We start from the raw sequence: 26,935 nt of genomic DNA, 5'->3' as shown, positions 1-26,935 counted from the left end.
GCGGTGGCCTATGACTCAGCCTAAAATTCAAAAAGTATATCCATTAACACCGATGCAGGAAGGCATGCTTTATCATGCAATGCTGGAACCGGATTCCAGCTCTTATTTTACCCAATTGGAGCTGGAGCTTATGGGCGAGCTGGATGTAGCCTTACTTGAGCAAAGCGTGGATTATTTAATCCGTACCTACGATATTTTACGAACGGTATTTGTCCATCAGCAGCTGCAGCGCCCGCGGCAAATCGTGCTAGGAGAGCGTAAAGCAGAGGTTTATTTTGAAAATATAGCTCATTTGCAGCCAGATCGCCAGCAGCAGCGTCTTGCGTCCTTCAAGCGGGATAATCAGGCGAAGGGCTTTCATTTGGCGAAGGATTTGCTGCTGAGAATCGCTGTATTTCAACTGACGGACAGCACTTACCACTTGATTTGGAGCAATCATCATATTTTATTGGATGGCTGGAGCCTGGGCGTTCTGATGAAGCGTCTATTTGAAAATTATGAAGCTCTTCGCAGCGGGCTGCCGCTGCCTGGAGCAATTGAAAAGCCGTACGCCGATTATATTAAATGGCTTGAAAAGCAGGACAAGGACGAGGCTTACGCCTATTGGGAGCAGGCTTTGGCTGATTTCGAGCAGCCTGCCTCTGTTCCGCACTGGAACCATTCTGCTGCGGCGAACGCCGCCAGCTACGTCAGCGAAGAGGTTGCCGTCATTTGGCAAGAGGAGCAGGTTCAAGCGCTAACCGACTTGGCAGGCCGCTATCAGGTGACCCTTCCGAACCTGCTGCAAGCGATGTGGGGTCTATTGCTGGGCAAATTCAATAATACGAATGATGTCGTATTTGGCACGGTAGTGTCTGGACGGCCTTCTGCCATTCCTGGCATTGAAAGCATGGTTGGCTTGTTTATCAATACGGTCCCTATGCGCTTGCGAATCGGGCAAGACGCCCCTTTCAGCGAGCTAATGCAAACGATGCAGCAAGCAGCTCTTGCGGCAGAGCCTTACGATTACGTCCCGCTGTATGAGATTCAGAAGCGTACCGCGCTCAAGCAGCATCTCGTCAACCATCTAGTAGCCTTTGAGAACTATCCATTGGACCAGCAGTTGAAAAATGGGACAGAAGAGCAGCGGTTAGGCTTCGCCGTCAAGGTGGCAGGGGCATTCGAGCAAACGAATTATGATTTCAATCTCATCGTTCACCCTGCCAAGCAATGGACGCTCAAGCTAATGTATAACGCAGTCAAGTATGACAATCGGTGGGTCAAGGAGGTGGCTGGACATTTAACGCATCTTGCCAAGCTGCTCGTTCGCGCACCTGAAACAACGATGAATCAGCTTCAACTGCTAACTGATCAAAATAAGAAGCTGCTGCTGAGGACGTTTAACGCTACTAAAGCCGATTATCCGCGGGAGAGCACGATAGGCGAGCTATTCGAGAAGCAGGTCGAGCTTACGCCAGACCATCTGGCAATCGTGTTCAAAAATCACAGGCTGACGTACGGAGAGCTGAATGCCAAGGCGAATCGCTTAGCGAAATGGCTGCGAACTAACGGTGTGCAGCCTAATACCGTCGTAGGCATTATGGTGGAGCAATCGATCGACATGTTTGTCGGCATTATGGCGATTCTGAAAGCGGGCGGCGCATATTTGCCCATAGATCCCGACAATCCAGATGATCGGGTGAACTATATTTTGCAGGACAGCGCCGCGGCTATGGTGCTGACCTCTGAGCCGTTTTCCAGCCGTTTGCAGGGATATAAACAATTTGATATTGACAGCCCTTCTTACGAGCTGCTGGATTCGGGCAACCTTATGCCCGTGTGTCTGCCGAATGATCTCGCTTACGTGATGTATACTTCCGGTTCGACGGGCCGGCCTAAAGGCGTTATGGTTTCACAAAGAAATGTCGTTCGCTTGGTGAAAAATGCTGGATATATTCCGTTCCATGACAAAATGAAGATGGCACAGACAGGGGCAATCAGCTTCGATGCCAGCACGTTTGAAATATTTGGAGCGCTGCTGCATGGGGCATCCTTGCATCCCGTCCCCAAATCGGTACTGCTTGATGCAGCGGAATTTGCCCAATTTTTGCGGTGGCATAACATTACGACGATGTGGCTGACTTCACCATTATTCAATCAATTGGCGCAGAAAAATGCGAATATGTTCGCAAGCGTCCAGCATTTAATTATTGGTGGAGATGCGCTGTCGCCTAAACATGTCAATCAGGTGAGAAATGCGTGTCCTGAGCTGTCGCTATGGAACGGTTATGGTCCAACGGAGAACACGACCTTCTCCACCTGTTTCCTGATCGAGAAGGAATACACCGGGCATATTCCGATTGGCAAGCCGCTCGGCCATTCCTCCGCATATATTTTGGATGCCAGCAACCAGCTTCAGCCCGTAGGCATACCGGGGCAGCTATGCGTTGGCGGAGATGGGGTAGCGCTCGGCTATTTGCATCGTCAAGATTTGACGAAGGAGAAGTTTGTAGACAATCCCTATGCACCTGGTGAGCGGATGTACTTAACGGGGGATCTGGCAAGATGGCTGCCGGATGGCAACATCGAATTTTTAGGCCGAATGGATCATCAGGTAAAGGTACGCGGCTTTCGAATTGAGCTTGGAGAGATTGAATCCGAGCTCCTGCAGGTGGATAAGGTAGACGATGCAGCCGTCATGACGAGGCAGGATGAAGCAGGGCAAAATTACATATGCGCTTATTTCACGGGAGCGCTTGATTTATCAGGCGTGGAGCTGCGTTCGGCGTTATTGCGGACGCTGCCGGAATATATGGTGCCTGCTGTTTTTATTCAACTGGAGAAGCTTCCGCTTACGCCCAATGGCAAAGTCGATCGCAGGGCTCTGCCTGAGCCGGATGCGAGTCTGACAGGAGGTATAGAATACGCGGAGCCCGTTAGCGAGCAGGAGAAGCTCCTCTGCGAAATTTGGCAGGAGGTGCTAGGAGCTAAACCAGGCATTGACGATGATTTCTTTGCGGTAGGCGGACATTCGCTCAATGCAATGATGCTCTCGGCGAAAATTCACCAGAAATGCCAGGTCGAGCTTCCCATTAAAACACTGTTTGAGCGCCCGACGATTCGGCGGCTTGCTGTATATTTGGAAGAAATGAAGCGGTCGGCTGAACGGGGGAGGAGCGAGATAAGCTATGCCCCTATTGAGAAAGCGCCTTATCAGAACTATTATCCTGTCTCCTCGGCGCAGAGCCGCATGTACATTTTGAACCAATTGGAAGAAGCGAGCATCAGCTACAACATCCCTGCTGTACTGTTGCTGGAAGGGGAGCTGGATCGAGTCCGTTTGGAGGCGGCTTTACAGCAATTGGTTAATCGGCATGAAATATTGCGAACCTCGTTTGAGCTGGCCGATGGCCGCATTGTACAGCGCATAAATGAGCATGCAAGCATTCCATTAAATGTAGTCCAGGCAGCGGAGTCCGAGGCGCAGGTAATCATTAGTGAATTTATTCGTCCGTTTGCGCTTCATCAGGCGCCGCTTGTTCGTGCCAAGCTGGTTGAGCTTGCGGAATTTCGCCATTTGCTCTTAATCGATATGCATCATATTATATCGGACGGCACCTCGATGGGCTTGTTCGTCCGCGATTTGACGCAGCTGTACGATGGGGCGAGCCTGCCTGAGCCTAAGCTGCATTACAAGGATTTTGCCGTTTGGCAACATGCGCCCGAGCAGCAGGAGCGGCTGAAGCAGCTAGAGCAATATTGGCTTGATTGCTTCGCCGGCGAAATCCCTATGCTCGATTTGCCGACGGATTTCCCGCGTCCAGAGGAGCAGAATTTTGCGGGGGAACGATTTGTTTTCGGCATGGATGAAATGCTAACGAAGCAAATTCAGCGATTGACGGCGGAAACGGGGACGACGATGTATATGTTCCTGCTCGCGGTGTTCAAGGTCTTTCTTTCCAAATATGCGAATCAGGAGCAAATTATCGTCGGCTCCCCAGCAGCAGGCCGAACACATGCGGACACGGCTGCTATTCCTGGCATGTTTATTAATACGCTTGCGCTGCAGAGCAGGCCCGAAGGGGCAAAAACGTTCAAGGCCTTTTTGCTCGAAGTAAAGGAAGCTAGCCTGCAGGCGTTCGACCATCAGGATTATCCGTTTGAACAGCTGGTCGAGCAGCTGCCGCTAGTGCGGGATACGAAGCGCAGCGCTTTATTCAATGTTATGTTTCATTTGCAAAATGCAGAAATGCCGCCGCTTGTGCTTGGCAACCTGCATATTTCACCTTATTCGCTGCTGTATCCTACGGTGAAATTTGATCTCAAGCTCGAAGCCTTCGAGCACGAGGGTGCGGTCAGCCTCAGCTTTGAATATGCCTCTGCCCTGTATCAGCAGGAGACGATCCGCCGCTGGAGCGGGCATTTGCTGCAACTGGTCAAGGGAGCTTTGGACAATCCAGAAAGCTTATTGTCTGAACTCTCGTTGCTGAGCGAAGAAGAGACAACCCGTATGCTGGAGGTACAACGTGGCCAGCGGACAGACGCGCCGGCGAATCGTCCGCTGCATCGCCTGTTCGAGGAGCGGGTGCAGCTCATGCCTGAACATATTGCGGTCGTCTGCGGTGAGAAGCGGCTTACGTATAGTGAGCTTAACGAGCAGGCTAACCGTCTCGCTTCGATACTTCGCAAGCGAGGAGTAGCACGTAATCAGCTCGTCGCACTGCTCGTCGATCGCACGGAGGATATGATCATCTCCATCCTTGCCACTATGAAGGCTGGAGGCGCATTCCTCCCGATTGACCCGGAAATTCCGGCGCAGCGTATGTTGTATATATTGGAAGATAGCGGAGCGGGATGGCTTGTTACTCAGCGTGAGCATTTGCAAAGCGTTGCCGCTTACAAAGGGGAAGTCGTGGATCTTCGTGCTCATCAGCTTCAGTCGGAGCCTACGGCAATTATGAAACATGCTGACGTGCCTGATCCAGACGAGCAGGTGAATGATCTGGCTTACGTTATTTATACGTCTGGCACCACGGGGTTGCCTAAAGGGGTGCAGCTTGGGCATCGCGGCTTGGTTAACTATGCTTTCTGGTTTATGAGCGAGGCGAACGTAACCGCGTTGGACAAAACAGTCCTTTTGTCATCCTTCGCGTTCGACTTGGGCTATACGAGCCTGTTTCCGGTACTTCTTGCCGGAGGAGAGCTTCATATCGTAGCATCCGAAATCGTGACCGAACCGGATGAACTAAGCCATTATTTGTATGAACGAGGGATCACCTATTTGAAGCTGACACCGTCCCTGTTCCATCTGCTTGTGCATTCACACAGCTTCCTCACTTCCAAACCGTTCGCCTCGCTGCGGCTGGTTGTACTGGGAGGGGAACGCATTCATACGTCTGACCTGGCATTATTCCATGCGCAATATGCAAATACGGAACTAATGAATCATTACGGGCCTACGGAATCGACGATTGGAGCGATTGCGCAGTATATTGATACATCGCGGCTGGACAGCTATGCCCAGCAACCGACCATCGGCCAGCCGATCTATAATGCGGCTGCTTATGTTCTAGGTGCGGGCAACCAGCTCGTGCCTGCTGGAGTGGTCGGCGAGCTGCATCTTAGCGGTCCTGGACTTGCGCACGGCTACTTGAATCAACCGGAGTTGACGGCAGAGCGATTTATGGCCAGTCCTTTCGCAGCCGGAGAGCTGCTCTATAAAACAGGGGATTTGGTACGCCAGCTCCCAGATGAAAAGCTCGCCTATATCGGTCGTGTGGATGATCAGGTGAAAATTCGCGGCTACCGCATTGAGCTTGGCGAGATTGAAATGCAGCTGCTGGAGCATGAGCCTATAACGAAAGTGGTTGTTATGCCCTTCTCTGCGGAGGGACAATTGCCGGAGCTGTGTGCTTATTATTCGGCAGACCAGGAACTGACCGTATCTGATTTGCGAGATTGGCTGACTGCGAGGCTTCCAAGCTATATGGTTCCGACCCGATTCATAAGGCTTAATGTGATTCCGCTCACTTCTAACGGCAAGGTTGATCGCCGCCTGCTGCCAGCGCCTGAGCCTATAACGGCGCAGACGCGTCCCGTCTTGGCTCTGCCAAACAACGAGCTGGAGCATCAATTATGCCTGCTGTGGAAAGAAGTGCTTGGTATCGAAGCAATTGGCACAGAGGATAGCTTTTTTGATTTGGGCGGTCATTCGTTAAAGGCGATTATGCTGATCAGCAATATGCAAAATCATATGAACCGCAAGGTCCCGCTTAAGGTTTTGTTTGAGCAGCCTACCATTCGCCAGCTCGCCCGATACATGGAGGAGGCTGCGGTCACAGTGGATAGCCTCAAGGCTGAATGCATAGCTCCGGCACAGATTAAAGCACATTATCCGGTATCGTCTGCACAGAAAAGAATGTACATTTTGCATCAGTTGGAGCCTGAGAGTATCAGCTATAATATGCCTTCGGCGCTGCTGCTTGAGGGTGAGCTTGAGCTAGGACGTCTGGAGAAGGCACTTGCAGCGATGATTGATCGCCATGAGACGCTTCGAACCTCATTTGCAGAATTAGATGGGACTCCCGTGCAAATGGTGCATGCTTCTGTGGATTTCCAGCTAAACGTACTTAACACAGTGGAGGAGCAGATGGATGAAACGATTCGACAATTTATTCGTCCTTTCGATCTAAACAAGGCACCGCTGCTGCGCGCTGGAGTTATTCAACTGAATAATCAACAGCATTTGCTGCTTATCGATATGCATCATATTATTGCGGATGGCATTTCACGAAGCGTCTTCATCAAGGAGCTTGCCGGCTTACATGCAGGCGAGATTCTGGAGAAGCCAGAGCTGCACTATAAGGACTATACCGTTTGGAATCTGGAGCCTGGCCAGCAGCAGCGTATTGGCGAGCAGGAGCAGTATTGGCTGGAGCAATTCCAGCAGCCTGCTGCTGATTTGCATCTGCCAACCGATTTTCCGCGGCCTGCTGTGCAGAGTTTTGCAGGCGACCTGCTTCGCTTTGATGTTCCTGAGGCGACAGCTCGCCAGCTTCGAAAGCTGGCGCTCGATACGGGTACAACTTTGCATATGGCATTACTCGCCGCATTTAGTACCTTTCTGGCCCGTATTTCAGGCCAGGAGGACATTGTCATCGGTTCTGCCGTAACGGGCAGAACGACGGCTGAGGTTCAGACTATGCCAGGCATGTTCGTCAATACGCTTGCGCTGCGTTTTGCCCCGGAACATGGGAAAACGTTCAAGCAGCTGCTTGCCGAGGCGAAGGAAACGTGCTTGCGGGCGCTGGAGAATCAGTCATATCCGTTTGAGGAACTGGTCAATAAGCTGGATTTGCCAAGGGATATGAGCCGGAATCCTCTCTTTAATGTGATGCTTACGGTTGAACTGCCAGACAAGCAGGAGCTGCAGCTTGAACGCTTGACTATAGCGCCTTATGAGACAGCACACAGAACGGCTAAGTTTGATCTCACATTAGGCGCATTCGAGAGCCCCGCAGGAATGGGGCTTCAGCTGGAATATGCGACAGACTTGTTCAGCAGGGAAACGATAGCATGCTGGAGCGTCTATATTCTCCGTATCCTGCAAGCGGCTGCGTTGAACCCGGATATCGTATTGTCCGAGATAGAGATGCTGGCGCCTGCCGAGCAGCAGCTTATTCTGCATACCTGGAACGATACGGGTCAAGCAGTGCCGCAGCATCAGACGATTCACGAGCTGTTCGAGGCTCAAGCGCTGCGAACGCCAGACCATGCGGCCGTTGTGTACAAAGGACAGCAATGGACGTACCATGAGCTGAACGCTAGAGCGAACCTATTGGCGCGGCAGCTTATTGCCAAAGGAATCTATGCAGAACAGCCAGTAGGCATTATGGTGAAGCCCTCCCTTGCAATGGCAGCCGGAGTATTAGCTATTCTCAAGGCGGGCGGCGCATTTGTGCCGATTGACCCGGATTATCCTGAGCCGCGAATCACGTATATGCTTGCTGACAGCGGAGCGAAGGTTTTGCTCACACAAGCGGGTATTACCGTGCCAGCGGCATTCCGCGGAGAGGTTATGCTGCTGAGCGATGAACCGTTAAGCAGGGAGGACGAGGCCTGCTTATATGAGGAGCCTAATCCAGCGGCAACAACCACTTCGGACAAGCTGGCCTATATTATTTATACGTCGGGAACGACAGGCCAGCCTAAGGGAGTCATGATTGAGCATCGTTCTTTGGTCAATCTATGCTTTTGGCATAATGAGGCGTTTGAGATCAGCGATCAGGATCGCAGTGCCAAATATGCCGGCTTTGGCTTTGACGCTACGGTGTGGGAGATGTTCCCTTATTGGATAGCTGGTGCGCAAATTCATATGATTGAGGAAGCTATCCGTATGGACGTTGTAAGTCTCAATGCGTATTTTGAACAGCATCGTATTACGGTCACCTTCCTGCCAACACAGCTATGCGAACAGTTTATGGAACTGGATAACGACTCCTTGCGAATTTTGCTTACGGGTGGAGACAAGCTCAAGCGCTCAATTGCGACGCGGTATTGTTTAATCAACAACTATGGCCCAACGGAGAGTACAGTAGTAGCAACGAGTATGAGGATCGAGTCCGGTGCACCATTGCTGCCAATCGGAAGGCCGATCGGCAATACGCGGATCTATATTCTCGGTAATGGTCATGCGCTGCAGCCGCAGGGTGTGGCCGGAGAAATTTGTATAGCTGGACGGGGACTTGCCCGCGGTTATTGGAATTTGCCGGAGGAGACGGCACGGAAATTCGTATCAAACCCGTATAATCCCAATGAGCGCATATACCGTACGGGGGATTTGGGCAGATGGCTGGAAGATGGCAGCATTGAATATTTGGGGCGAATTGACCATCAGGTGAAGGTACGGGGTTATCGAATTGAGCTGGCGGAAATTGAGGCGCAGTTAACCCAGTTGCCAACGGTCAAAGCCTCCACTGTTGCAGCTGTTCAGGATGCTGCAGGCCACACGTCGCTGTGCGCTTACATTGTCCCGGCAGGTGCGTTCGACTTTGCACAATTGCGCACAGACTTGGCGCAAAGACTGCCCGAATATATGATTCCGCCATATTGGGTGCATTTAGATTCGCTGCCGGTAACACCAAATGGCAAGGTTGATCGCAGAGCACTGCCCGTGCCGTCAATGAATGCAGAATCAGCAGATTATAAGGAACCAAGAAATGAGCTGGAGCGTTTTCTTGCTTCGATTTGGCAGGATGTTCTCGGCGCTGAACGAGTCGGTATAAGCGATAATTTCTTTACGCTCGGCGGCGACTCTATCAAAGCGATCCAAATGGCAAGCCGCCTGTATAAACACGGCTGGAAACTGGAAATGAAGCATTTATTCCAGCATCCGGCAATTGAGCAGGTAAGCCCTTATTTGCAATGGGTGAAAGGTCAGCAGGTCGAGCAGGGGCCGGTGGAGGGTGAAGCGCAGCTCACTCCGATTCAACAATGGTTTTTCGAACAGAGCTTTATCAATCCGCATCATTGGAACCAATCCATTATGCTTCATGCGCCTGCTGGATGGGATACAGCGCTTATCCGCACAACGATGAACAAGATTACCGAGCATCATGATGCGCTTCGCATGAATTATGCTCCTTTGAAGAACACAAACGAGTACAGACAGCTATACCGTGATGTGCAGCATTCTACCTACACCTTGGAAGTTATCCATTTGGAGGATGCTTCCAATGCTGCGGCGGCAGTTGCCCGTCATGCCGAGCAAGTGCAGAGAAGCATTGACCTAACAAGCGGGCCGCTTGTTAAGCTTGTCCAGTATAAAACACCAGATGGCGATCATCTGTTGATCATCATTCATCATCTGGTCATAGACGGGGTATCCTGGCGAATTTTATTGGAGGATTTTGCATCGGGCTATGCACAAGCCAAGCAGGGCCAGAACATTGTTTTTCAGGAAAAAACGAATTCCTATAAGGATTGGGCAGCAGGGCTTGCTGCTTATGCGGACTCGGAAGCTTTTCTTAAACAGGCGGACTACTGGCGGCAAATCGAGCGGATGAGCATATCGCCACTGCCGAGCGATAATGTCGTTAGGGAAAGAAAGGCGAAGGACTCGGCAGCCGTTTCGATAGAGCTATCGAATGAGGAGACTTTGCTGCTGCTGACGGATGTACACCGGCCTTATGGCACAGAGATCAACGATATTTTGCTCACAGCTGTTGGGCTTGCTATTCACCAATGGACGAATGGCAAAGCAATTGGCCTTAATTTGGAGGGACATGGCCGGGAGGAGATTATTTCGGAGCTGAATGTATCCCGGACGGTTGGCTGGTTTAGCGCACAATATCCGATTGTGCTGAATATGGAGCATGCGGGCGATCTTCCATTACTGATCAAAACGATTAAGGAGAACCAGCGCCAAATTCCTGATAAAGGCATAGGGTACGGCATGCTCCGCTATTTGTCGAGCGAGAAGCATAAGTCAGGACTTGTTTTTACGCTGAAGCCGGAAATAAGCTTTAACTATTTGGGGCAATTCGACAGCGAGGTGCAAACAGACTTGTTTTCACCATCCGTATACGATATGGGCGCGCAAACTAGCCCGGAATCTGAAGCGCTGTATGCGCTCAGCTTAAGCGGCATGGTGAGAGGCGGACGCCTGGTTGTGTCTTGCGCCTACAATAAAAAGCAATATATGCGAGCTACGATAGATCAGCTAATGGATCGCTTCCACCATCATTTGCTTGTATTAATTCAGCATTGCACAGCCAAGACGGACAGAGATTTCACACCTAGCGACTTTACGGCGAGCGAATTGCAGCTCGAAGAGGTCGGAGATATTTTTGACATGCTGGCAGAGAAGTTTGGCTAAAAGAATGAATTAGCGCGCAGCTTAATTTGCTGCGGAATGGATAGAAGGAGGCCAAGCACAAGTGAACGGGATTACTTTTCAGAAGGATCAAGTACAAGATATATATTTTTTATCGCCTATGCAAGAGGGCATGCTGTTTCACACGCTTCTGCACCCCGGACAGAGCTATTACATGGAGCAGCTGGCCATTTCGGTGAAAGGCTCTTTTCGCAAAGAGTTGCTGGAACAAAGCATGAACGTGTTGATGGATCGGTACGATATTTTTCGTACCGTATTCCTGCACGAGAAAATCAACCGGCCGGTTCAAGTTGTATTCAAGCAGCGAGCGTTCCGCGTTCAGGAAATGGATCTATGTGATCAGCCGCATGAGGAGCAGCAGCGACAGCTTGCTGCTTTCAAGCAGCAGGATAAAATGCTGGGATTTGATCTGTCCAAAGATATTTTAATGCGGACGACCGTTTTTAAGACAGCTGAGGACACGTATGAATGGATATGGAGCTATCACCACATCATGCTGGACGGCTGGTGCTTTGGCATTATTGTAAAGGAGCTGTTCCAGATATACAGCGCCTTGCTGAATCATAAGCCATACGAGCTGCCCGTCTCCAAACCATATAAGGAATATATTAATTGGCTTGGCAAGCAGGATAAGGAGGCTTCGCTTGTCTTTTGGTCGAGCTATTTAGCTGAATTTGAAGGGCAGGAGTCTTTCGCCGAGCAGCGCAGCAGATGCAGGAAGGAAGGCTATTCGTCAGGCGAGCTTCATTTTAAGCTTGGAGAGGAAGACAGTGAGGCTTTCTCTAGACTGGCAAGAGAGCAGCAGGTTACGTTAAGCACGGCAATTCAAGCCGTTTGGGCTATTCTGCTTAGCCGTTACCAGCGCAGCAGCGATGTGTTGTTTGGAGCAGTTGTATCGGGTCGTCCTGCTGAGATTAGCGGTGTGGAGAGCATGGTGGGCCTGTTTATCAACGTAATTCCAACCCGTGTCCAGATCGTACCAGATATGACCTTCAAGCAATTAATAACGGAAATGCAGAGGCTTTCGGTGCAAACCGAAGCGCATCAATACGTGCCGCTCTATGATATCCAGAGCCGAATAGGCCAGCAGACGTTAATTGATCATATTGTTGTGTTCGAGAATTATCCGCTTCAAGAGGCCGGCAAACAAAGTGACGAGCAGAGTCTGGGATTTACGATGGGTGACATTCATATTTTCGAAAAAAGCAATTATGATCTTAATCTACTCGCTGGGCCTGGCAAAGAAATGGTGATGAAGCTAGCATACAATGCCAATGTGTATGAAGGCTCCTTCATTAAACGTCTGAAGGCGCAGCTCATCTACATGATCCGCCAGCTCGCGAGGGAGTTCAATAAGCCGCTTGGCGAGCTTGGAATTGTGCCGGAGGAAGAAGCACACCGCTTATTAGCTTTTAACCGTTTGAATGGCCGGGACGGGGAAATGGCAGCAGCAAGCAAGATGACGCTTGCTCAGCGATTCGAATGGCAGGTGGAGAATACGCCGGAACATCTTGCCCTTTCTGCTCCAGATGGATTATTAACTTATGCTGAGCTGAATGCTCGTGCAAATAAGCTCGCTCACGTGCTTCGTGGCAGAGGAGTTAACGACGGGACTATCGTTGGTCTGCTCGTTCACCGCTCATCAGATATGATTGCAGCTATTTTAGCCGTTCTTAAGGCTGGAGCGGCATACGTCCCGATTGATCCTGCCTACCCAGAGCAGCGAATCAGCTACATGCTGGAGGATAGCGGAGCGAAGCTGCTGCTCACGCAATATTCATTGACAAGCGTTATCGAGAAAGTAGTGTATCAAGGAAATCTGCTGTACCTCGATGATCCAGAGCTGTTTAAGGAAGCTGCCGCCAGCAATTTGGATACTGGGGAAGCGCCAAGAGACCTATTAGCGACGACTCCCGGAGGCTTGGACAGGCTTGCTTATGTAATGTACACCTCTGGTACGACTGGCCAGCCTAAGGGGGCGCTGATCACACATGCTAATATTTCGCGGATTGCAGTAAATACGAATTATATTGAAATAACTAAGAATGACAACGTGCTATCGTTATCCAATTATGCTTTTGACGGCTTCACCTTTGACTTATTCGGCGCATTGTTAAATGGGGCTGCACTGGTGCTTGCTCCAAGCGATACGATTATGCATGCTGGCAAGCTCGTGCAGTTCATTAAGGAAGAGAAAATTACGGTCATGTTCGTCACGACGGCGCTGTTCAACCTGCTCGTAGATGAGGAGGATACGTGGATGAAGAGCATCCGCAAGGTGCTGTTCGGCGGAGAACGCTCCTCGGTGAATCATGTACGCAAAGCGCTGCATAGCATGGGACCGGATAAAATCATACATGTATATGGCCCAACGGAAAGTACGGTGTTTGCGACCTTTTATCCGGTTCATGCGCTTTCGGAGGATATGGCTTCCATCCCCATTGGCCAGCCGCTTAATCAAACTTCAGCTTATATTGTAAATGAGACGAACCAGCTTCAGCCAATTGAAGCGGTCGGGGAGTTGATCCTGGGCGGTGAGGGGCTGGCGCTAGGGTATTTGAATCGGACAGCTTTAACCGCAGAGAAATTTGCTCCAAATCCGTTCGTACAAGGACAGCGTATTTACCGCAGCGGTGATTTGGCAAGGTGGCTGCCCGATGGGAATATCGAGTTTATAGGACGCGTCGACGATCAAGTGAAAATTCGCGGCCATCGCATTGAGCTAGGTGAGATCGAGAAGCAGATTGCAACACTTGAGCAGGTTAAAGAAGCGTTCCTGTCTGTTGCAGGGAGTGCTTCGGGCGAGGCATCGCTTTGCGCTTATGTTGTATTGAAGCCTCAAATGAAGTTAAGCAAGGATCAGCTTCGCATTTATTTGCTAAGCACCTTGCCAAACTATATGGTTCCGCCAACCTTTGTTTTTCTTGAGCGACTGCCGTTGACCGCCAATGGAAAAGTGGATCGGCGAAGCTTGCCTGCAGTGACAGCGTTCATGAATGAATTCGAACACTACGCACCTCCTCGCAATGATACCGAGGCCAGGCTCGCTGTCGTATGGTCGCAGGTACTCGGGGTAGCACGCGTCGGTATTCATGATGATTTTTTTGCTCTAGGGGGTCATTCGCTGAAAGCAATGACGGTTTGTTCTATCATGCTGAAGGAATTTCAGATCGACATCCCTATAAAATTATTGTTTGAGACGCCGACAATTGCTGAAATCGCAGCTTATTTGCAGGGTTTGGTCGAAAGTGGGCAACCGGTGTCTAGAGCTTCAGCGCATCTGACGCTGCTTAACCCTAAGGGTGGCGCCCATTTATTTGCTTTCCCTCCGGTGCTTGGGTATGGCATAGTGTTCAAGGAGCTTGCAGACCAGCTGCCTAATTATTGCATTCACGCTTTTGATTTTATTGAAGAGGAGGATCGCATCACTCGTTACGCCAATCAAATGCAGAGCATTCAGCCGCATGGCTCCTTCATCTTGATCGGTTATTCTGCTGGATGCGCTCTGGCGTTCGAAGTTGCCAAACAATTGGAACGGGGCGGCAGGCAGGTAGACGTTCTCATCATGATTGATTCTTATTGGAAAAATAACGTAAGTGATTTGAAGGGACGTACAGTGGAAGGTGACGTTGCAGAGCTTATGGAAGCCAATAAGCAAAATATTGCGCTGCAAATAGACGCAGTTCGTGAAGGAATCGTTCGCAAAACAGCGGCCTATTATAAATATTACGTAGAATGGATTGCGGCGGGGCAAGTTCATGCTTCTATTCATCTGATTCAATCCGAAACCGCATTTACACTTTCGTCTGAGCTCTCTTCCTGGAAAAGGGCTACGGGAACGGGCGAATATGTGGAGCATCAAGGCTTTGGGAAGCATGGGGAGATGCTGCAAGGGGGCTTTGCCAGACTAAATGCTCAAACCATCCGCTTTCTATTGGAAAGGAGGCCTGTGAACAAATGAATCCATTGCTCAAAACGTTGGGCACGGGAACAGGAAAAATTCCACTTATCTGTTTTCCATTCGCGGGAGGATATTCTGCTGCATTCTGGCCTTTGCACCATTTTGTTCAAAAGGATTGCCAGCTGCTGGCGGTTGAACCCCCTGGACATGGAACGAACAGCATGACCTTGATTCCAAATTTGGAGGGATTGGTTGAGCTGTATGCGAGGGAGCTTGCTGCATATTTTCAACAGCCATTCGTCCTGTTTGGACACAGCATGGGTGGAATGGTTGTATACCGTTTGGCACAAAAGCTGGAGCAGCAAGGAATAGTCGCCGAAGCAGTCATTATTTCAGCTATTCAGCCGCCACAAAACAAGCGTGAGCGAACAGCGCATCTTAAGGATGACGCCTTTCTCGATCACGTCATTCGCATAGGCGGCATACCTGAGGAACTAGTAAAGCAGCGGGAAATGCTCGACTTTTTCCTGCCCTCTTTCCGGGCGGACTTTCAGGCACTCGAAACCTTTGAACATTGCGATCACACGCCGCTTCAGGCGCCTATGCACGTGTTTTACGGTGCTGAAGACTATAAATGCGCGGAGGAAGCTGACGGATGGAGGAAATGGGCCCATAATGTCCGGCTGCATCGCTTTGAAGGAGGACATATGTTTCTGCTGTCAGAGCCGGAGAAGGTGGCCGCGAGCATCCGAAGCATTATTGAACCAGCAAATAAAGAAGAAACTCACTATATCTAGAAGAGGAAAGGTGATTCAAATTGATATTATTCAAAAATAGATTGTCGAAAGCTGCTATGGGAATAATGATGATTGCCAGTTTATTATTTTCGACTACCACCTATGCGGCACCGACCATAAGCAAAGGCATTGCGCTTACGGCACCACCACCTTCAACCTTTTCATTGAAGGGCTTTATGAATCCAAGTCATATTTATTTGCTCGATGGAACAAACCGCATTACTAAGGTGAATAATCAAGCTGTGACGCTCTCAGGTTATACATATGGCTATTATCAGCTTGATAGCCTCGGAATTACATTTTATTTGGAGAGATGGACAGGGAATGAATGGGTGACCCACGGAACAGGCGTAAACAGAAGCGATTTGAATAAAGATACTTTTAGCAGTTCTGTGACGATGAGCGCAAATAGCGGTTACTACTATCGTGTACGTACCATCCATTGGGTCATTGAAGACGGCAACTATGAGCAGGGCCAAGTAATAAGCGAACATATTCTTGTGTCATAAAAAAAATAAAACAGGGGCCGGCTGCGCGGAGCCCCTGTTTTATTTTTGGTTCATCGATTCAGCAAATGCGATTAAATCAGCTTTGGAGAGATTGCCAACGATATGAATATAGAGGTTAGCTAACATGAATTCCAGTTTTTTTGTTTCATTCGGCATGCTGGTCAAATAACCTTTACCGCGCTGAAGTGAAATGCTCTCTACGGTGGAGCTAGCTGCACTTGCAAGCGAGCCGACTACGGAGCCCGATTCCAATTGCTGCAAATTGACTCTAAGCAGCTTTTCTTCGTCATTTTTAAATACATACAGCACTTCATTGGACTTAGCATCGTTTGGCTGTACGGAAATATCAATCCGGCTTAATTGATAGCCCTCTGGCAGTTGAGGAAAGGAGGGAGGTGTAAAGGCAAGCTTATTATTAACCTCAGCCTCCATGACCGATATCGTATGAGACTCTAGCCCTGGAAGGGGATGAATAGATGATTCATTGTTGCTTTTGTCATGCGAGGTATCCCGTTCTTCAGGAGGGATGGTCTTCGCTCCTTTATCGCTTTTATCCTGATTTCCAAAGAAGAATGAAAACATTTGGCCGGGCAGCTCGACGATCGATTGGTATATAGGGCTAAAGGCCTTGGTCTTTGCTGGAGTCCCGAATAGAAAGGAGCCAATCATAATGGATGCCGTTATTAGGGCGACATAGCGTAGAGCTCGATTTCGACGTTTTCTGCGGTTAAGTGCTTTTAATTTTTTTTGCGTTATTTGCCATGAGTTGTGATGGGTAGAATGAAAGGCTGGCGGCATTTGCTGGATAGCCTTCTCGAAGGCCTCATCAAATAACGGATCATTGTCTTCGTCCTCCATCAGCATCACCTCGTTTCTTATCCCATTTGTCTTTCAGTGCTTTACGAGCCCGGTACAGCTTCTGGCGGATAATATCCTCTGTCGAGTTTAAATGTTCTGCTATTTCCCGGTAGGAGAACTGTCGCTTCCACTTAAGCTCAATTAAGAGGCGGTATTCCGGTTTCATTTCCAGCATGCACGCTATTAATTCCTCTTCCAGCAGCTTCGCCTCGACCTCGCGCTCCACCGTCTCAGAATGAGCGGACTGCATAACCCCCGTCTCAATAAAAACACTTTCCAGCTCTACTTCGTTACGAATTTTTTTATGTTTTCGTAAATAATTTAGCGTTTTATTTTTCACTAAAACTCTGATCCATGCTATTAACTGCCTTTCATCCTGAACTTGTGGCGTATGGGAGATGGATTTATAAAAGACCTCCTGAATAATATCCTCCGCCGCGCTGTGATCCTTGACCATATACATGATTGGCCCGTACGTTAAATGATAAAAGTCTTTGAAAACCTCTTCTTGGATCGTTGGCCCTAGTTTACCAAAATCGGGAGAAAGCAGCAATAATAGCTTGCTTGTCAAGTAAACACCTCATTTTTATGCATAGGAAAAGCCTTAGATTGACGAAAACCAATAGACGATATTCCTGCAATATGTATGACATACATACAAATCATTTTTAATTATGAATCGGAAATTTCGTTCCGTTATATTCCAATTTTGTTTTTTCGTATTCGATATATAACTGCTTTCGAGGATGATCTTTTTTTATTTAGTATAATTCTTTTATTTGGATATAGCACCGTAAACAGTTCCCGTATTTTCCGCAAATCTGTTGCGTGATATAACTTGAATAAATGCATCATTATAAATGAATGGGATTGATTTGGCAGGTGATTATAGCTTTTCATGAAATGCTTATCGAAAAATTCAATCGATGGAGCAATTGACGCTTAGCATCGTTCATGATAATTTATATCAAACACTTTAAAACCAATAAATCCAATGAGATAAAGGGGTTTTTGATATGCCGTCTATTGTGGTTGCTGCTGCTGAAGATGTACGAAGCAAGGATTCCGAGCAATTAATTAAGGAGCTAAGCGAAGAACTGGGATTATTATATGGCGGGGATGGGACAGCAGGATTCCAGCTATCCGACGTGGAGGCACCGCGATCAGCCTTTATTGTTGCCCGTCTGGATGGGTTTCCTGTAGGCTGCGGGGCAATCAGGCCGCTTGATGAAACATCAGTTGAGGTCAAGCGCGTATATACACGTTCAGATTTCCGCCGGAAGGGCGTTGCTCAGGCCATTATGGCTGAAGCGGAGCGTCTTGCGCTCGAATTTGCCTACAGCAATCTGAAGCTGCAGACAGGTCCCAAGCAGCCTGAAGCGGCAGCGCTTTATGAAAGAGTAGGGTACTACCGGATACCGGTTTTTCATGGGGATTGGGATGAGGTACTCGCGTTTCAAAAAGATCTCGTGCTCAAGCCGGTTAATCTCATATAGCCTCTATACCCGGTCAAATTATGTTGAAGCATGGAACGCAGCCGCTTGCTGCTGCGCCAGCCTGTCTCCACCTAAAGGAATTGAACCGATATCTCCATTGTTCACTCAAGCATTATGGGATTCATTTGAGACCAATGCTGCAAATGGGCGAGTCAGGAGATTCGGTTCAATGATTGGCAAATGATTAAATAAAAATTTAGGAACTAGGGCATTTTGATAAGCTTACTCTTTTACAACCGAAGTATTCACAGCGCTTTCCATCTGGTCGTTATAGGCACGGAATAAGCCTAGACGCCAGAAGGCCGCTCCTTTCAAATCATAACGCTTGGCAAGACCTAGCTTATCTTTGATGGAAGAGGGCGTTTCACTGCTTAGGCTGATGCCAAGCAGGAGCTTTTGCTTAGGCGCACCAGCATCCAGTGCAAGTTGAATCGCCTCATCTACAAGACTATTAGGTTCGGGTACCTGTGATTTGGTCCCAATCGGATTAAACTGATAAGCCATAATGATAAGATCATCTGCCATGGAAGCAAGAGTCTTATAATCGTAGCCTTTATAGGCGCTATTCAATGGTGGCACTGCTAAAGATAAGGAGATATCCTTAGGCAAGGAATTTTTCAACTGCTTAACGTAATCGTTTAGCAGCTTCTGCTGCTGCAAAGCATCCAGCTTATATCCTAACCCCTCAAAATCAAGAACAATCCCGCCAAAACCGTTCTCTGCAACGGAATCCGTTATGCCCTGGATAGACTTCTGGCGCAAGCTGCTGTCACTCAAAACCTTGGTTAGTTCACCGTTCCCGTCTAAAGCATAAACCATAAGGTACGGTTTGATGTCCTGATTTGCTGCATCCGCCACAATGGATTGAGGCGTAATGTCACCTGCCGCAGCAGGCAATCGGTACTCGTCACCTTGCAGGGTAAACTGGCCTTCCCGATCGATGCGGCTCCACCCAAAAGCTACAGAATTCATCGATGAAACCAAATCTCTTTCCTGAAAAGATTGCAGGGCATAGAAGGCTCTCAAATGCATTTCGCGTTGTGGTGATAGAAGGGAAACTGTGCGTGTTGCTTGATTCCAGGCCACAGCGACACCAAATTGGCTGCTGAACGAACTGAGCGGGATGAGCACACGGCCTTCTAGCTGAATCGGCGCTGCAGCCAGCTTCACTTTTGTTCCGTTGACGGTAGCCGTAGTGCTCCCCACTTGAAGAAGTACCTCCGTTATTTTCCCTTTAAGACTGCCTGCCGCTTTGACCGTTTGTGTCTTGCTGTTCCAGGTGATATGGATTCCAAGAGCCTCTCCAACCGTCCGGAAGGGGACATAAGTTACCCCTTTGTCTATCCGCGGCGCTGCATCAAATTGCAAGAGAACATGATCCAGCGTGACCGATATTGCAGGCGCTGCATAGACATCACCGATATTTGGAGCAGTACCGATCAAGGATAAGGCAAGAAGGGTGGCGGCAACTGTTTTTCCTACTTTTTTTATGAACATAACTTGTTTTCCTCCTTCTCATTGGATACTAGTAAAAGTAGAAAAAATAGAATTTCAATTGATAGAGCATAAATCTAGCATACGTCAGTATAGCAAAATTTTTATATAGTTCCAATTAAAAGAAGTCATATACATAAAGTAGAGAAGGGTCATAATGAGGGGGGATTTCCGAGAACCGCTAAGAAAAAGAGGGTTTAATGCAATTAAGCTGCAGCAATTACACTATTTATCCGATATATTCCAAGAGCGGGCCATGTCAGGCGTTATATACGTGCGAGGCTGCACGCTGCGTGTTAAGGTTAATCGTGGATAATAGAAAGGAAGAATTGGATGAGATGGATAGGAACGTGCCTGTTGCTGGCGGCGGTGCTTATCTCGAGCACCGGGGCTGCTGCTGCTGGCAAGCCCGCAGCAGCATTGAGTTATTACCACACGTCAGGCAATCAAATCGTCGATGCCCAAGGTAAACCTGCTAGTTTCAACGGGGTGAACTGGTTCGGATTCGAGACGGGCAATTTTTCACCCCATGGCTTGTGGACGCGATCATTGGACAGCATGCTGGACCAGCTTGCAAAAGAAGGGTACAACTTGCTGCGTATTCCTTATACGAATGAAATGCTGCTTGCTGGTAAAAAACCAAGCGGGATCGACTATATGAAAAATCCCGACCTAAAGGGGCTGACACCGCTCCAGCTGCTGGATAAGCTTGTTCAGAAGGCGGAAAAGCGCGGTATGAAAATCATTCTGGACCGTCACCGCCCAAACGCCTCCGAGCAAGCGGAGCGGTGGTATACACAAGGGGTACCGGAAAAAACATGGATAAAGGATTGGACGATGCTGGCAAAGCGCTACTTGGCCAACGACACGGTAATCGGCGCCGATTTGCACAATGAGCCGCACGGTTCCGTATGCTGGGGTTGCGGCGATTCAGACAGCGATTGGCGGTTGGCTGCGGAGCGGGCGGGCAATGCAATTCTCGCTGTCAATCCGGACTGGCTGATCATTGTGGAAGGGGTGGACGCGAATGTAAAAGGCCAGAGCGGTTCCTATTGGTGGGGCGGCAATCTGTCGGGGGTTCGCAAATATCCAGTCCGGCTGAAAGTGCCTAACCAGCTCGTTTACTCACCGCACGATTATGGCCCGGGCGTTTCGTCGCAGCCGTGGTTCGCAGGCCAGACATTTCCCGCAAATCTGTCTGGCGTATGGGATGCTAATTGGGGCTATATTCATAAGGAAAAAATCGCACCGATATTGCTCGGGGAGTTCGGCGGCCGCAATGTCGATTCAACATCGAAGGAGGGCAAGTGGCAAAATGCTCTTGTCGACTACATCGGGCAAAATGATTTGTATTGGACCTACTGGAGCCTCAATCCGAACAGTGGAGATACCGGCGGACTGCTGTTAGACGATTGGCAGACATGGAACAAGCCTAAGCAGAAAATGCTTGCCAGAATCATGAAGCCTGTGAACGGCGCTACTAAGTAGGCCGCTTCGAAGCAGGAAGCAGGTCTGGCATCCGAATGGCTGCAAGCGGAAGCCTAGCAGATGAAGAGATAAGAATAGCAGTTAATAGGATGGATGGGGGAAGTCACCTGAAGGGTGGCTTTTTTTATTTCAATGATATCCATTTTTACCTAATTTGAGAATAAATATTTTTATTCAGTCCGTCCTTTCATGTCCTATTAGTTATAATTATCCCGATTCTTATGTTAAAAAGATGAGACTAATGGTCCATATATATTCCATATATTCACTTGTAATATATAAACAATAAAACATTTTATAGGAGAGTGAAAAAAATGAAAAAGACCAAATTTATTTTTATAACTGTAATGAGCATGATTCTTGCCTTGACTCTATCGGGTATAGGGCAAAGCTCGAAGGCTTCTGCGGCCACAGCACGCACGCCTGTCGTATTCGTGCACGGATTGGGAGGTTCGGATAGCAATTTCATATACATTGAAAGTTATCTGCGCAGTCAGGGCTGGTCCAGTAATGAGTTATTTGCGATTGATCTGCCCAGCAAACAAGGGAATCAGCTATTGAATTCGGCAGCTATTAGCCAATTCGTAGATAATACGCTCAGTGAAACCGGCCACACTAAAGTCAACATTGTTGCTCACAGCATGGGAGGGGCCAATAGCTTATATTACATACTGAACCGTAGCGGAGCTTCCAAAGTGGACAAGCTGGTGACCCTTGGAGGAGCCAATCGGCTGACTACAACCACAGCGCCAACAGGAATCAAGGTCACTTCCATATATTCTACAAGCGATACGATCGTATCGCCTGCACTATCCCGTTTAGACGGGGCGAACAACATCCAGATTTCGCTGGTTTCCCATATCGGTCTGCTTCTCAATTCCCAAGTGAACACCTTGATCAAAACAGCCTTAAACGAATAGCCCGGATAGGCACTCCTATGCTATGCAATCACCAGCATGATGCGTTATGAAAACAAATAGGGTTACGTAAATAAAACAAAAGCTGCAATTAAATGATGCAGCTTTTGTTTTTGTGTTATTCATTTATTTTCATGATTCAGTTATTTCATGCCGTTTCAAAACCGGTTCGGTTATTTCTCTTCGGAGCAGCGCGATTTCATGCTTATAGGGCGGATCTTTATATTTGATTTTGCCTATCGAGGGCGTCTCCAGCAGCTTGGGCAGATCGATCAGTTGAGGATGGTGTACAATGTAGTCCAGCGCCTGTAAGCCAATATATCCATGACCAATGTTCTCATGTCTATCTTTACGAGAGCCTCGTTCATTTTTAGAGTCATTAATATGAACCACTTTTAACCGTTCTAAACCGATGATCCGCTCAAATTCCTCCAACACACCGTCAAAATCGTGAACGATATCATATCCAGCATCATGCACGTGGCAAGTGTCCAGACATATGGATAATCGTTCATTGTGTGTAACTCCATCGATAATCCGAGCCAGCTCTTCAAAGCTTCTTCCACATTCAGTTCCTTTGCCAGCCATCGTTTCAAGGGAGATTTGAAGATTTGTTTTGTAGGCCATTTTATGGGCCAGCACTTCGTTCAGTCCTTCTATTATTTTTTTGATTCCCAAATCCACTCCTGCCCCGACATGACTCCCCGGATGCATAACAATCTGATCTGAGCCTAGAGCTTCTGTCCGTTCTAATTCGTCACACATAAATGATACGCTGTATTCAAATACTTTACTGTTAATCGTATTAGCCAAATTGACCAGGAAAGGGGCATGAACAACGATATGGCTAATGCCATGTTCCTTCATATGTGCATGGCCCGCTGAAATGTTATAGGCTGCTATGGGCTTTCTTTTACTATTTTGAGGAGCTCCTGTATATATCAAAAATGTATTAGCACCATAGGATGCAGCCTCTTCACTTGCTCTTAGCAGCATCGTTTTGCCACCCATAGATACATGACTGCCGATTAGCATGCAGATGGCCTCCGTTTAATAATCTTGCAGAGCAAGTTAAAAGAAGTCTGCCCTTGACTATTTAGCATTATTCGAGGGACTGGATTAGCCTTACATTCAACATTAATGGAGTTGAAAATGTTGTTGACACGACACCAAATGGTGACCTATTATCTAAGTGGCACTAAATGGTGTCGAATTAACCATTATCGCCTCGTGGGCGGTGCATCCGAAGAGCCGTATCAATTATGAAGGTTATGAAATTTTCGGTGGTCACTTGGTAATAATTTTTAGGAGAGGGTGTTGTGAGCGAGAACAACCCGATGCGGGATGTGTTTGACGCGATTGCAGATCCAACTAGACGCCGACTGATTCAGCTGTTAGCCGAAACAGACGAGATACCGCTTCATGAGTTAACGGCACAGTTTCAAATGGGCCGAACAGCCGTATCCAAGCATTTGACAATCCTGAAAGAGGCCGGGCTGGTGCTTGATCGAAAAGTCGGCAGAGAAACACGATTTAGGCTAAATGCCTCTCCACTCAGAGAAATTCAAGATTGGGTAAGCTTCTACAGCAAGTTTTGGAGTGCGAATATGCTTGACTTGAACCAACTATTTGATGAGGAAGAAGAATGAGTTTCACATTAAATTACGGACCCACCCCATTAACACGATCGGAAGGATGTAACGCATGAGCGACTCTAATCAAGAGTACATCGTAATCTCGGGAGCGAGAGAAAACAATCTCAAAAACGTCTCCTTGCGCATTCCCAAGCGGAAGATCACGATTTTCACCGGGGTATCCGGATCTGGCAAATCATCGATCGTCTTTGATACAATCGCTGCAGAATCCACCCGGTTGCTCAATGAGAACTTCAGCATGTTCGTGCGCAATTTTCTGCCCCGTGTTCCACAGCCGGATACGGACGGAATCGAGAATCTGAGCATGGCTGTTATTGTCGATCAGAAGCGGCTTGGCGGCGGTTCCCATTCCACTATGGGCACGATTACCGATATTTCTCCCATTTTTCGTCTTCTTTTCTCCCGAGTGGGTCAGCCTTTTATTGGACAAGCCAATATGTTCTCATTTAACGATCCGCAAGGAATGTGTCCGGAGTGCAATGGGCTCGGTCGCAGGCTGGGCGTCGACATGAGCAAGGCGGTGGACATGTCAAAGTCGTTGAATGAAGGGGCCATTCTGCTGCCGGGCTATTCGGTGAACGGCTGGGATTGGAACTTGATCATGCAGACGGGGTTCTTCGATGCCGACAAGAAGCTGAGCGATTATTCGAAAGAGGAACTGGAGCAGCTGCTGTACGCCAAGGCGGGGAAAGTAGAAATGCAGTTTGCCGGCAAGGCAATGAACATTACTCTGGAAGGCATCATTGAGAAGTTCACCAACAAGTACATTAAGCAGGATGTGAAGACGAAGTCCGAGCGCACTCAACAGACTGTTGCGCCGTACATCTCTGAAGGCCCCTGCACCAGCTGCTGCGGCGCGAGGCTTAGTCAGGCTGCACTCAATTGCAGGATCAATGGACTCAATATTGCAGAACTGTCCTCAATGGAGGTCGGACAGCTCATTCGCGTCATACGGGAGATTAACGATCCTGTTGCCGCTCCGGTCGTCAAGTCGCTGACAGAACGTCTGCAGCATCTAGTGGATATTGGGCTTGACTACTTGACATTGGACCGTGAGACGGATACTTTGTCCGGTGGCGAGTCGCAGCGCGTCAAGATGGTTAAGCATCTGAGCGGCAGTCTGGTGGACGTCACTTACATTTTTGATGAGCCAAGTGTGGGCTTGCACCCCCGCGATGTGCATCAGTTAAATGAGCTATTGCAAAAGCTCCGGGACAAGGGCAATAGCGTCATTGTCGTCGAGCATGATCCCGATGTAATTAAGCTCGCAGATCATATTGTCGACGTTGGGCCACACGCCGGCAGCCGCGGCGGCAACATCGTATATGAAGGAAGCTTCCAAGGTTTGCTGGAGGCAGGTACATTGACAGGCACCCATATGAAGCGGCCGCTCCAGCTGAAGCATGATTGCAGGCAGCCGTCTGGCAAGCTCTCCATCAAGAATGCCACACTGCACAACTTGCGAAACGTGAGTGTAGATATTCCAACCGGCGTGCTAACGGTAGTTACGGGTGTCGCCGGCTCGGGGAAAAGCACGCTGATTAATGAAGTGTTCCTCAGCCAGCATCTGGATGCGATCGTCATCGACCAATCGGCGGTAGGCGTGTCAACGCGCTCTAATCCCGCGACCTACACGGGGATTATGGATGATGTGCGAAAGGCATTTGCTTCCGCGAACAAGGTCAGCCCAGGTTTGTTCAGCTTCAACTCCAAGGGGGCCTGCGAGAACTGCCAAGGGCTCGGTGTTGTATATACAGACCTTGCCTTTCTCGACAGCGTAAAGCTGCCGTGCGAAGAATGTGGAGGCAGACGGTTCAAGGAAGAGGTGCTCGCGTACAAGCTGAACGGCAAGTCCATTGCAGAAGTGCTGGAAATGACTGTGGAGCAGGCATTGGATTTTTTCGAGCTGAAAGTCGTTGTACGCAAGCTGCAGGCGATGAGCGATGTGGGGCTGAACTATATAACGCTTGGCCAACCGCTCAGCACGCTCTCGGGCGGGGAATGCCAGCGCATCAAGCTGGCAAGCGAGCTGCATAAGCAGGGCAGCATCTACGTACTGGACGAGCCGACGACAGGTCTGCATATGTCAGATATCGGTCTTCTTCTGGAGATCATGAACCGCCTCGTGGATGCCGGCAATACGGTAATCGTTATCGAACACAATCTCGATGTGATCAGCCAAGCCGATTGGATCATTGATATGGGACCGGACGGAGGCAGCAAGGGCGGCCAGGTAGTGTTCGAGGGCACACCTCCGCAGATCATCGATGCGGAGCAGTCGATTACAGGAAAATATCTGATGTAAGGCATCAAATCCACATTCAGATAAATATTCATATGCTCCTCCAAGGCTGCCGGCAAAATCGGCAGCCTTTTAAGTTAAGCAATCTTTTGTTAAGTAATCAGTTTGACTGATTTAAGTAACAGCACGGTGCTTGACAAAAGTTTTATATAAAACTAAAATGAAGCTCATGAATGAAACATATATTTTATCTTTAGTTGGCCGCATCCATCGTCAGGGTAATCGGTTTATAGAAAGTGAGCTAAGAGAAAGAAATATTAAGGATATTGCGCCATCACATGGTGATATCTTGTTTAGACTGTATCAGCAAGAAAGCCTTACTATGCATGAGTTATCCAAGCTAATCGACCGAGACAAATCAACAGTAACCGTTTTGGTTGATAAAATGGTGAAGAAAGGATACATCCGAAAAGAGAAGGATCTAAAGGATACGCGTATATATCGGCTAACTCTTACAGAGAAAGGATACGATCTTAGAAAAGTTTTTGAAGAAATATCTGATTCTCTAATAGACAAAATATATAGCAAGTTCGCTATTGAGGAAAAAAAACAAATCATAGAACTTCTTCGCAAAATCGAGTTCTAATTTTTTTGGCGATTTAGTTTTATATAAAACTAAATGCTTGAATGAATGGTTTAAGCGCA

The 26,935-nt window shown here is 48.4% G+C and carries 14 protein-coding genes; 10 read left to right on the top strand and 4 right to left on the bottom strand.

Annotation, left to right across the window (positions count from 1 at the left end; genetic code table 11):
- Nucleotides 1–10 precede the first annotated feature (10 nt).
- The 4 genes from BBD42_RS25405 to BBD42_RS25390 all read left to right on the top strand — a co-directional run bounded on the left by BBD42_RS25405 (nt 11) and on the right by BBD42_RS25390 (nt 16,080).
- Nucleotides 11–10,855: a non-ribosomal peptide synthetase gene (locus tag BBD42_RS25405; RefSeq protein WP_099520429.1), complete on the top strand. Its 10,845-nt coding sequence runs from the start codon at nt 11–13 to the stop codon at nt 10,853–10,855.
- Between the two features lie 118 nt (nt 10,856–10,973).
- Nucleotides 10,974–14,834, top strand: coding sequence for a non-ribosomal peptide synthetase (locus BBD42_RS25400; protein WP_099521803.1), 3,861 nt, complete (start codon nt 10,974–10,976; stop codon nt 14,832–14,834).
- Nucleotides 14,831–15,571, top strand: a complete 741-nt coding sequence (locus BBD42_RS25395) for a thioesterase II family protein (protein ID WP_099520428.1) — start codon at nt 14,831–14,833, stop codon at nt 15,569–15,571. The genes BBD42_RS25400 and BBD42_RS25395 overlap by 4 nt, the downstream gene beginning before the upstream one ends.
- 20 nt (nt 15,572–15,591) lie before the next feature.
- Entirely contained in the window at nt 15,592–16,080 is a 489-nt protein-coding gene (locus BBD42_RS25390; protein WP_099520427.1) for a hypothetical protein, read from the top strand.
- Nucleotides 16,081–16,119: 39 nt separating this feature from the next.
- Here the strand turns inward: BBD42_RS25390 and BBD42_RS25385 are convergent, their stop codons facing one another.
- Both BBD42_RS25385 and BBD42_RS25380 read right to left on the bottom strand, forming a co-directional pair.
- Nucleotides 16,120–16,938 (bottom strand): DUF4367 domain-containing protein, encoded by an 819-nt coding sequence (locus tag BBD42_RS25385; protein WP_172455623.1) that lies wholly within the window; start codon nt 16,936–16,938, stop codon nt 16,120–16,122.
- Nucleotides 16,919–17,509 carry an RNA polymerase sigma factor gene (locus tag BBD42_RS25380; RefSeq protein ID WP_099520425.1) on the bottom strand — a complete coding sequence of 197 codons (591 nt, stop codon included), beginning with the start codon at nt 17,507–17,509 and terminating at the stop codon, nt 16,919–16,921. The genes BBD42_RS25385 and BBD42_RS25380 overlap by 20 nt, the downstream gene beginning before the upstream one ends.
- Before the next feature lie 445 nt (nt 17,510–17,954).
- Here BBD42_RS25380 and BBD42_RS25375 point away from each other — a divergent pair, with 445 nt between their 5' ends.
- Nucleotides 17,955–18,434, top strand: a complete 480-nt coding sequence (locus BBD42_RS25375; protein ID WP_099520424.1) for a GNAT family N-acetyltransferase — start codon at nt 17,955–17,957, stop codon at nt 18,432–18,434.
- 222 nt (nt 18,435–18,656) lie between these two features.
- On the opposite strand, the gene BBD42_RS25370 is transcribed toward BBD42_RS25375, so the two are convergent.
- Entirely contained in the window at nt 18,657–19,931 is a 1,275-nt protein-coding gene (locus tag BBD42_RS25370; RefSeq protein ID WP_099520423.1) for a stalk domain-containing protein, read from the bottom strand.
- 330 nt (nt 19,932–20,261) lie between these two features.
- Between BBD42_RS25370 and BBD42_RS25365 the strand changes: the two genes are divergently transcribed.
- Both BBD42_RS25365 and BBD42_RS25360 read left to right on the top strand, forming a co-directional pair.
- Nucleotides 20,262–21,416 carry a glycoside hydrolase family 5 protein gene (locus BBD42_RS25365; RefSeq protein WP_099520422.1) on the top strand — a complete coding sequence of 385 codons (1,155 nt, stop codon included), beginning with the start codon at nt 20,262–20,264 and terminating at the stop codon, nt 21,414–21,416.
- A 314-nt stretch (nt 21,417–21,730) separates the two neighbouring features.
- Nucleotides 21,731–22,336, top strand: a complete 606-nt coding sequence (locus tag BBD42_RS25360) for an esterase/lipase family protein (protein WP_099520421.1) — start codon at nt 21,731–21,733, stop codon at nt 22,334–22,336.
- Nucleotides 22,337–22,465: 129 nt separating this feature from the next.
- On the opposite strand, the gene BBD42_RS25355 is transcribed toward BBD42_RS25360, so the two are convergent.
- Nucleotides 22,466–23,368 carry a deoxyribonuclease IV gene (locus tag BBD42_RS25355; RefSeq protein ID WP_172455622.1) on the bottom strand — a complete coding sequence of 301 codons (903 nt, stop codon included), beginning with the start codon at nt 23,366–23,368 and terminating at the stop codon, nt 22,466–22,468.
- Between the two features lie 284 nt (nt 23,369–23,652).
- Between BBD42_RS25355 and BBD42_RS25350 the strand changes: the two genes are divergently transcribed.
- From BBD42_RS25350 to BBD42_RS25340, 3 genes are all read left to right on the top strand, one after another.
- Nucleotides 23,653–23,982: an ArsR/SmtB family transcription factor gene (locus tag BBD42_RS25350; RefSeq protein WP_099520419.1), complete on the top strand. Its 330-nt coding sequence runs from the start codon at nt 23,653–23,655 to the stop codon at nt 23,980–23,982.
- 55 nt (nt 23,983–24,037) lie between these two features.
- Complete coding sequence (locus BBD42_RS25345; protein WP_099520418.1) at nt 24,038–26,293, top strand: ATP-binding cassette domain-containing protein; 2,256 nt, start codon at nt 24,038–24,040, stop codon at nt 26,291–26,293.
- Between the two features lie 130 nt (nt 26,294–26,423).
- Nucleotides 26,424–26,876 (top strand): MarR family winged helix-turn-helix transcriptional regulator, encoded by a 453-nt coding sequence (locus BBD42_RS25340; protein WP_237163230.1) that lies wholly within the window; start codon nt 26,424–26,426, stop codon nt 26,874–26,876.
- Nucleotides 26,877–26,935 lie beyond the last annotated feature (59 nt).

Origin of the sequence: Paenibacillus sp. BIHB 4019 (assembly GCF_002741035.1) — a bacterium.
Taxonomy (GTDB): domain Bacteria; phylum Bacillota; class Bacilli; order Paenibacillales; family Paenibacillaceae; genus Pristimantibacillus.
Note: the sequence above shows the minus strand (reverse complement) of the source record. Positions and strands in the feature narration are given on the sequence as shown.

Bases quoted from the DNA above. Each gene is read 5' to 3' on its own strand.
- BBD42_RS25375 (WP_099520424.1), top strand. From the start codon at position 17,955: ATGCCGTCTATTGTGGTTGCTGCTGCTGAAGATGTACGAAGCAAGGAT.
- BBD42_RS25370 (WP_099520423.1), bottom strand. From the start codon at position 19,931: ATGTTCATAAAAAAAGTAGGAAAAACAGTTGCCGCCACCCTTCTTGCC.
- BBD42_RS25345 (WP_099520418.1), top strand. From the start codon at position 24,038: ATGAGCGACTCTAATCAAGAGTACATCGTAATCTCGGGAGCGAGAGAA.
- BBD42_RS25405 (WP_099520429.1), top strand. From the start codon at position 11: ATGACTCAGCCTAAAATTCAAAAAGTATATCCATTAACACCGATGCAG.
- BBD42_RS25395 (WP_099520428.1), top strand. From the start codon at position 14,831: ATGAATCCATTGCTCAAAACGTTGGGCACGGGAACAGGAAAAATTCCA.
- BBD42_RS25400 (WP_099521803.1), top strand. From the start codon at position 10,974: ATGCAAGAGGGCATGCTGTTTCACACGCTTCTGCACCCCGGACAGAGC.
- BBD42_RS25360 (WP_099520421.1), top strand. From the start codon at position 21,731: ATGAAAAAGACCAAATTTATTTTTATAACTGTAATGAGCATGATTCTT.
- BBD42_RS25385 (WP_172455623.1), bottom strand. From the start codon at position 16,938: ATGGAGGACGAAGACAATGATCCGTTATTTGATGAGGCCTTCGAGAAG.
- BBD42_RS25355 (WP_172455622.1), bottom strand. From the start codon at position 23,368: ATGCTAATCGGCAGTCATGTATCTATGGGTGGCAAAACGATGCTGCTA.
- BBD42_RS25365 (WP_099520422.1), top strand. From the start codon at position 20,262: ATGAGATGGATAGGAACGTGCCTGTTGCTGGCGGCGGTGCTTATCTCG.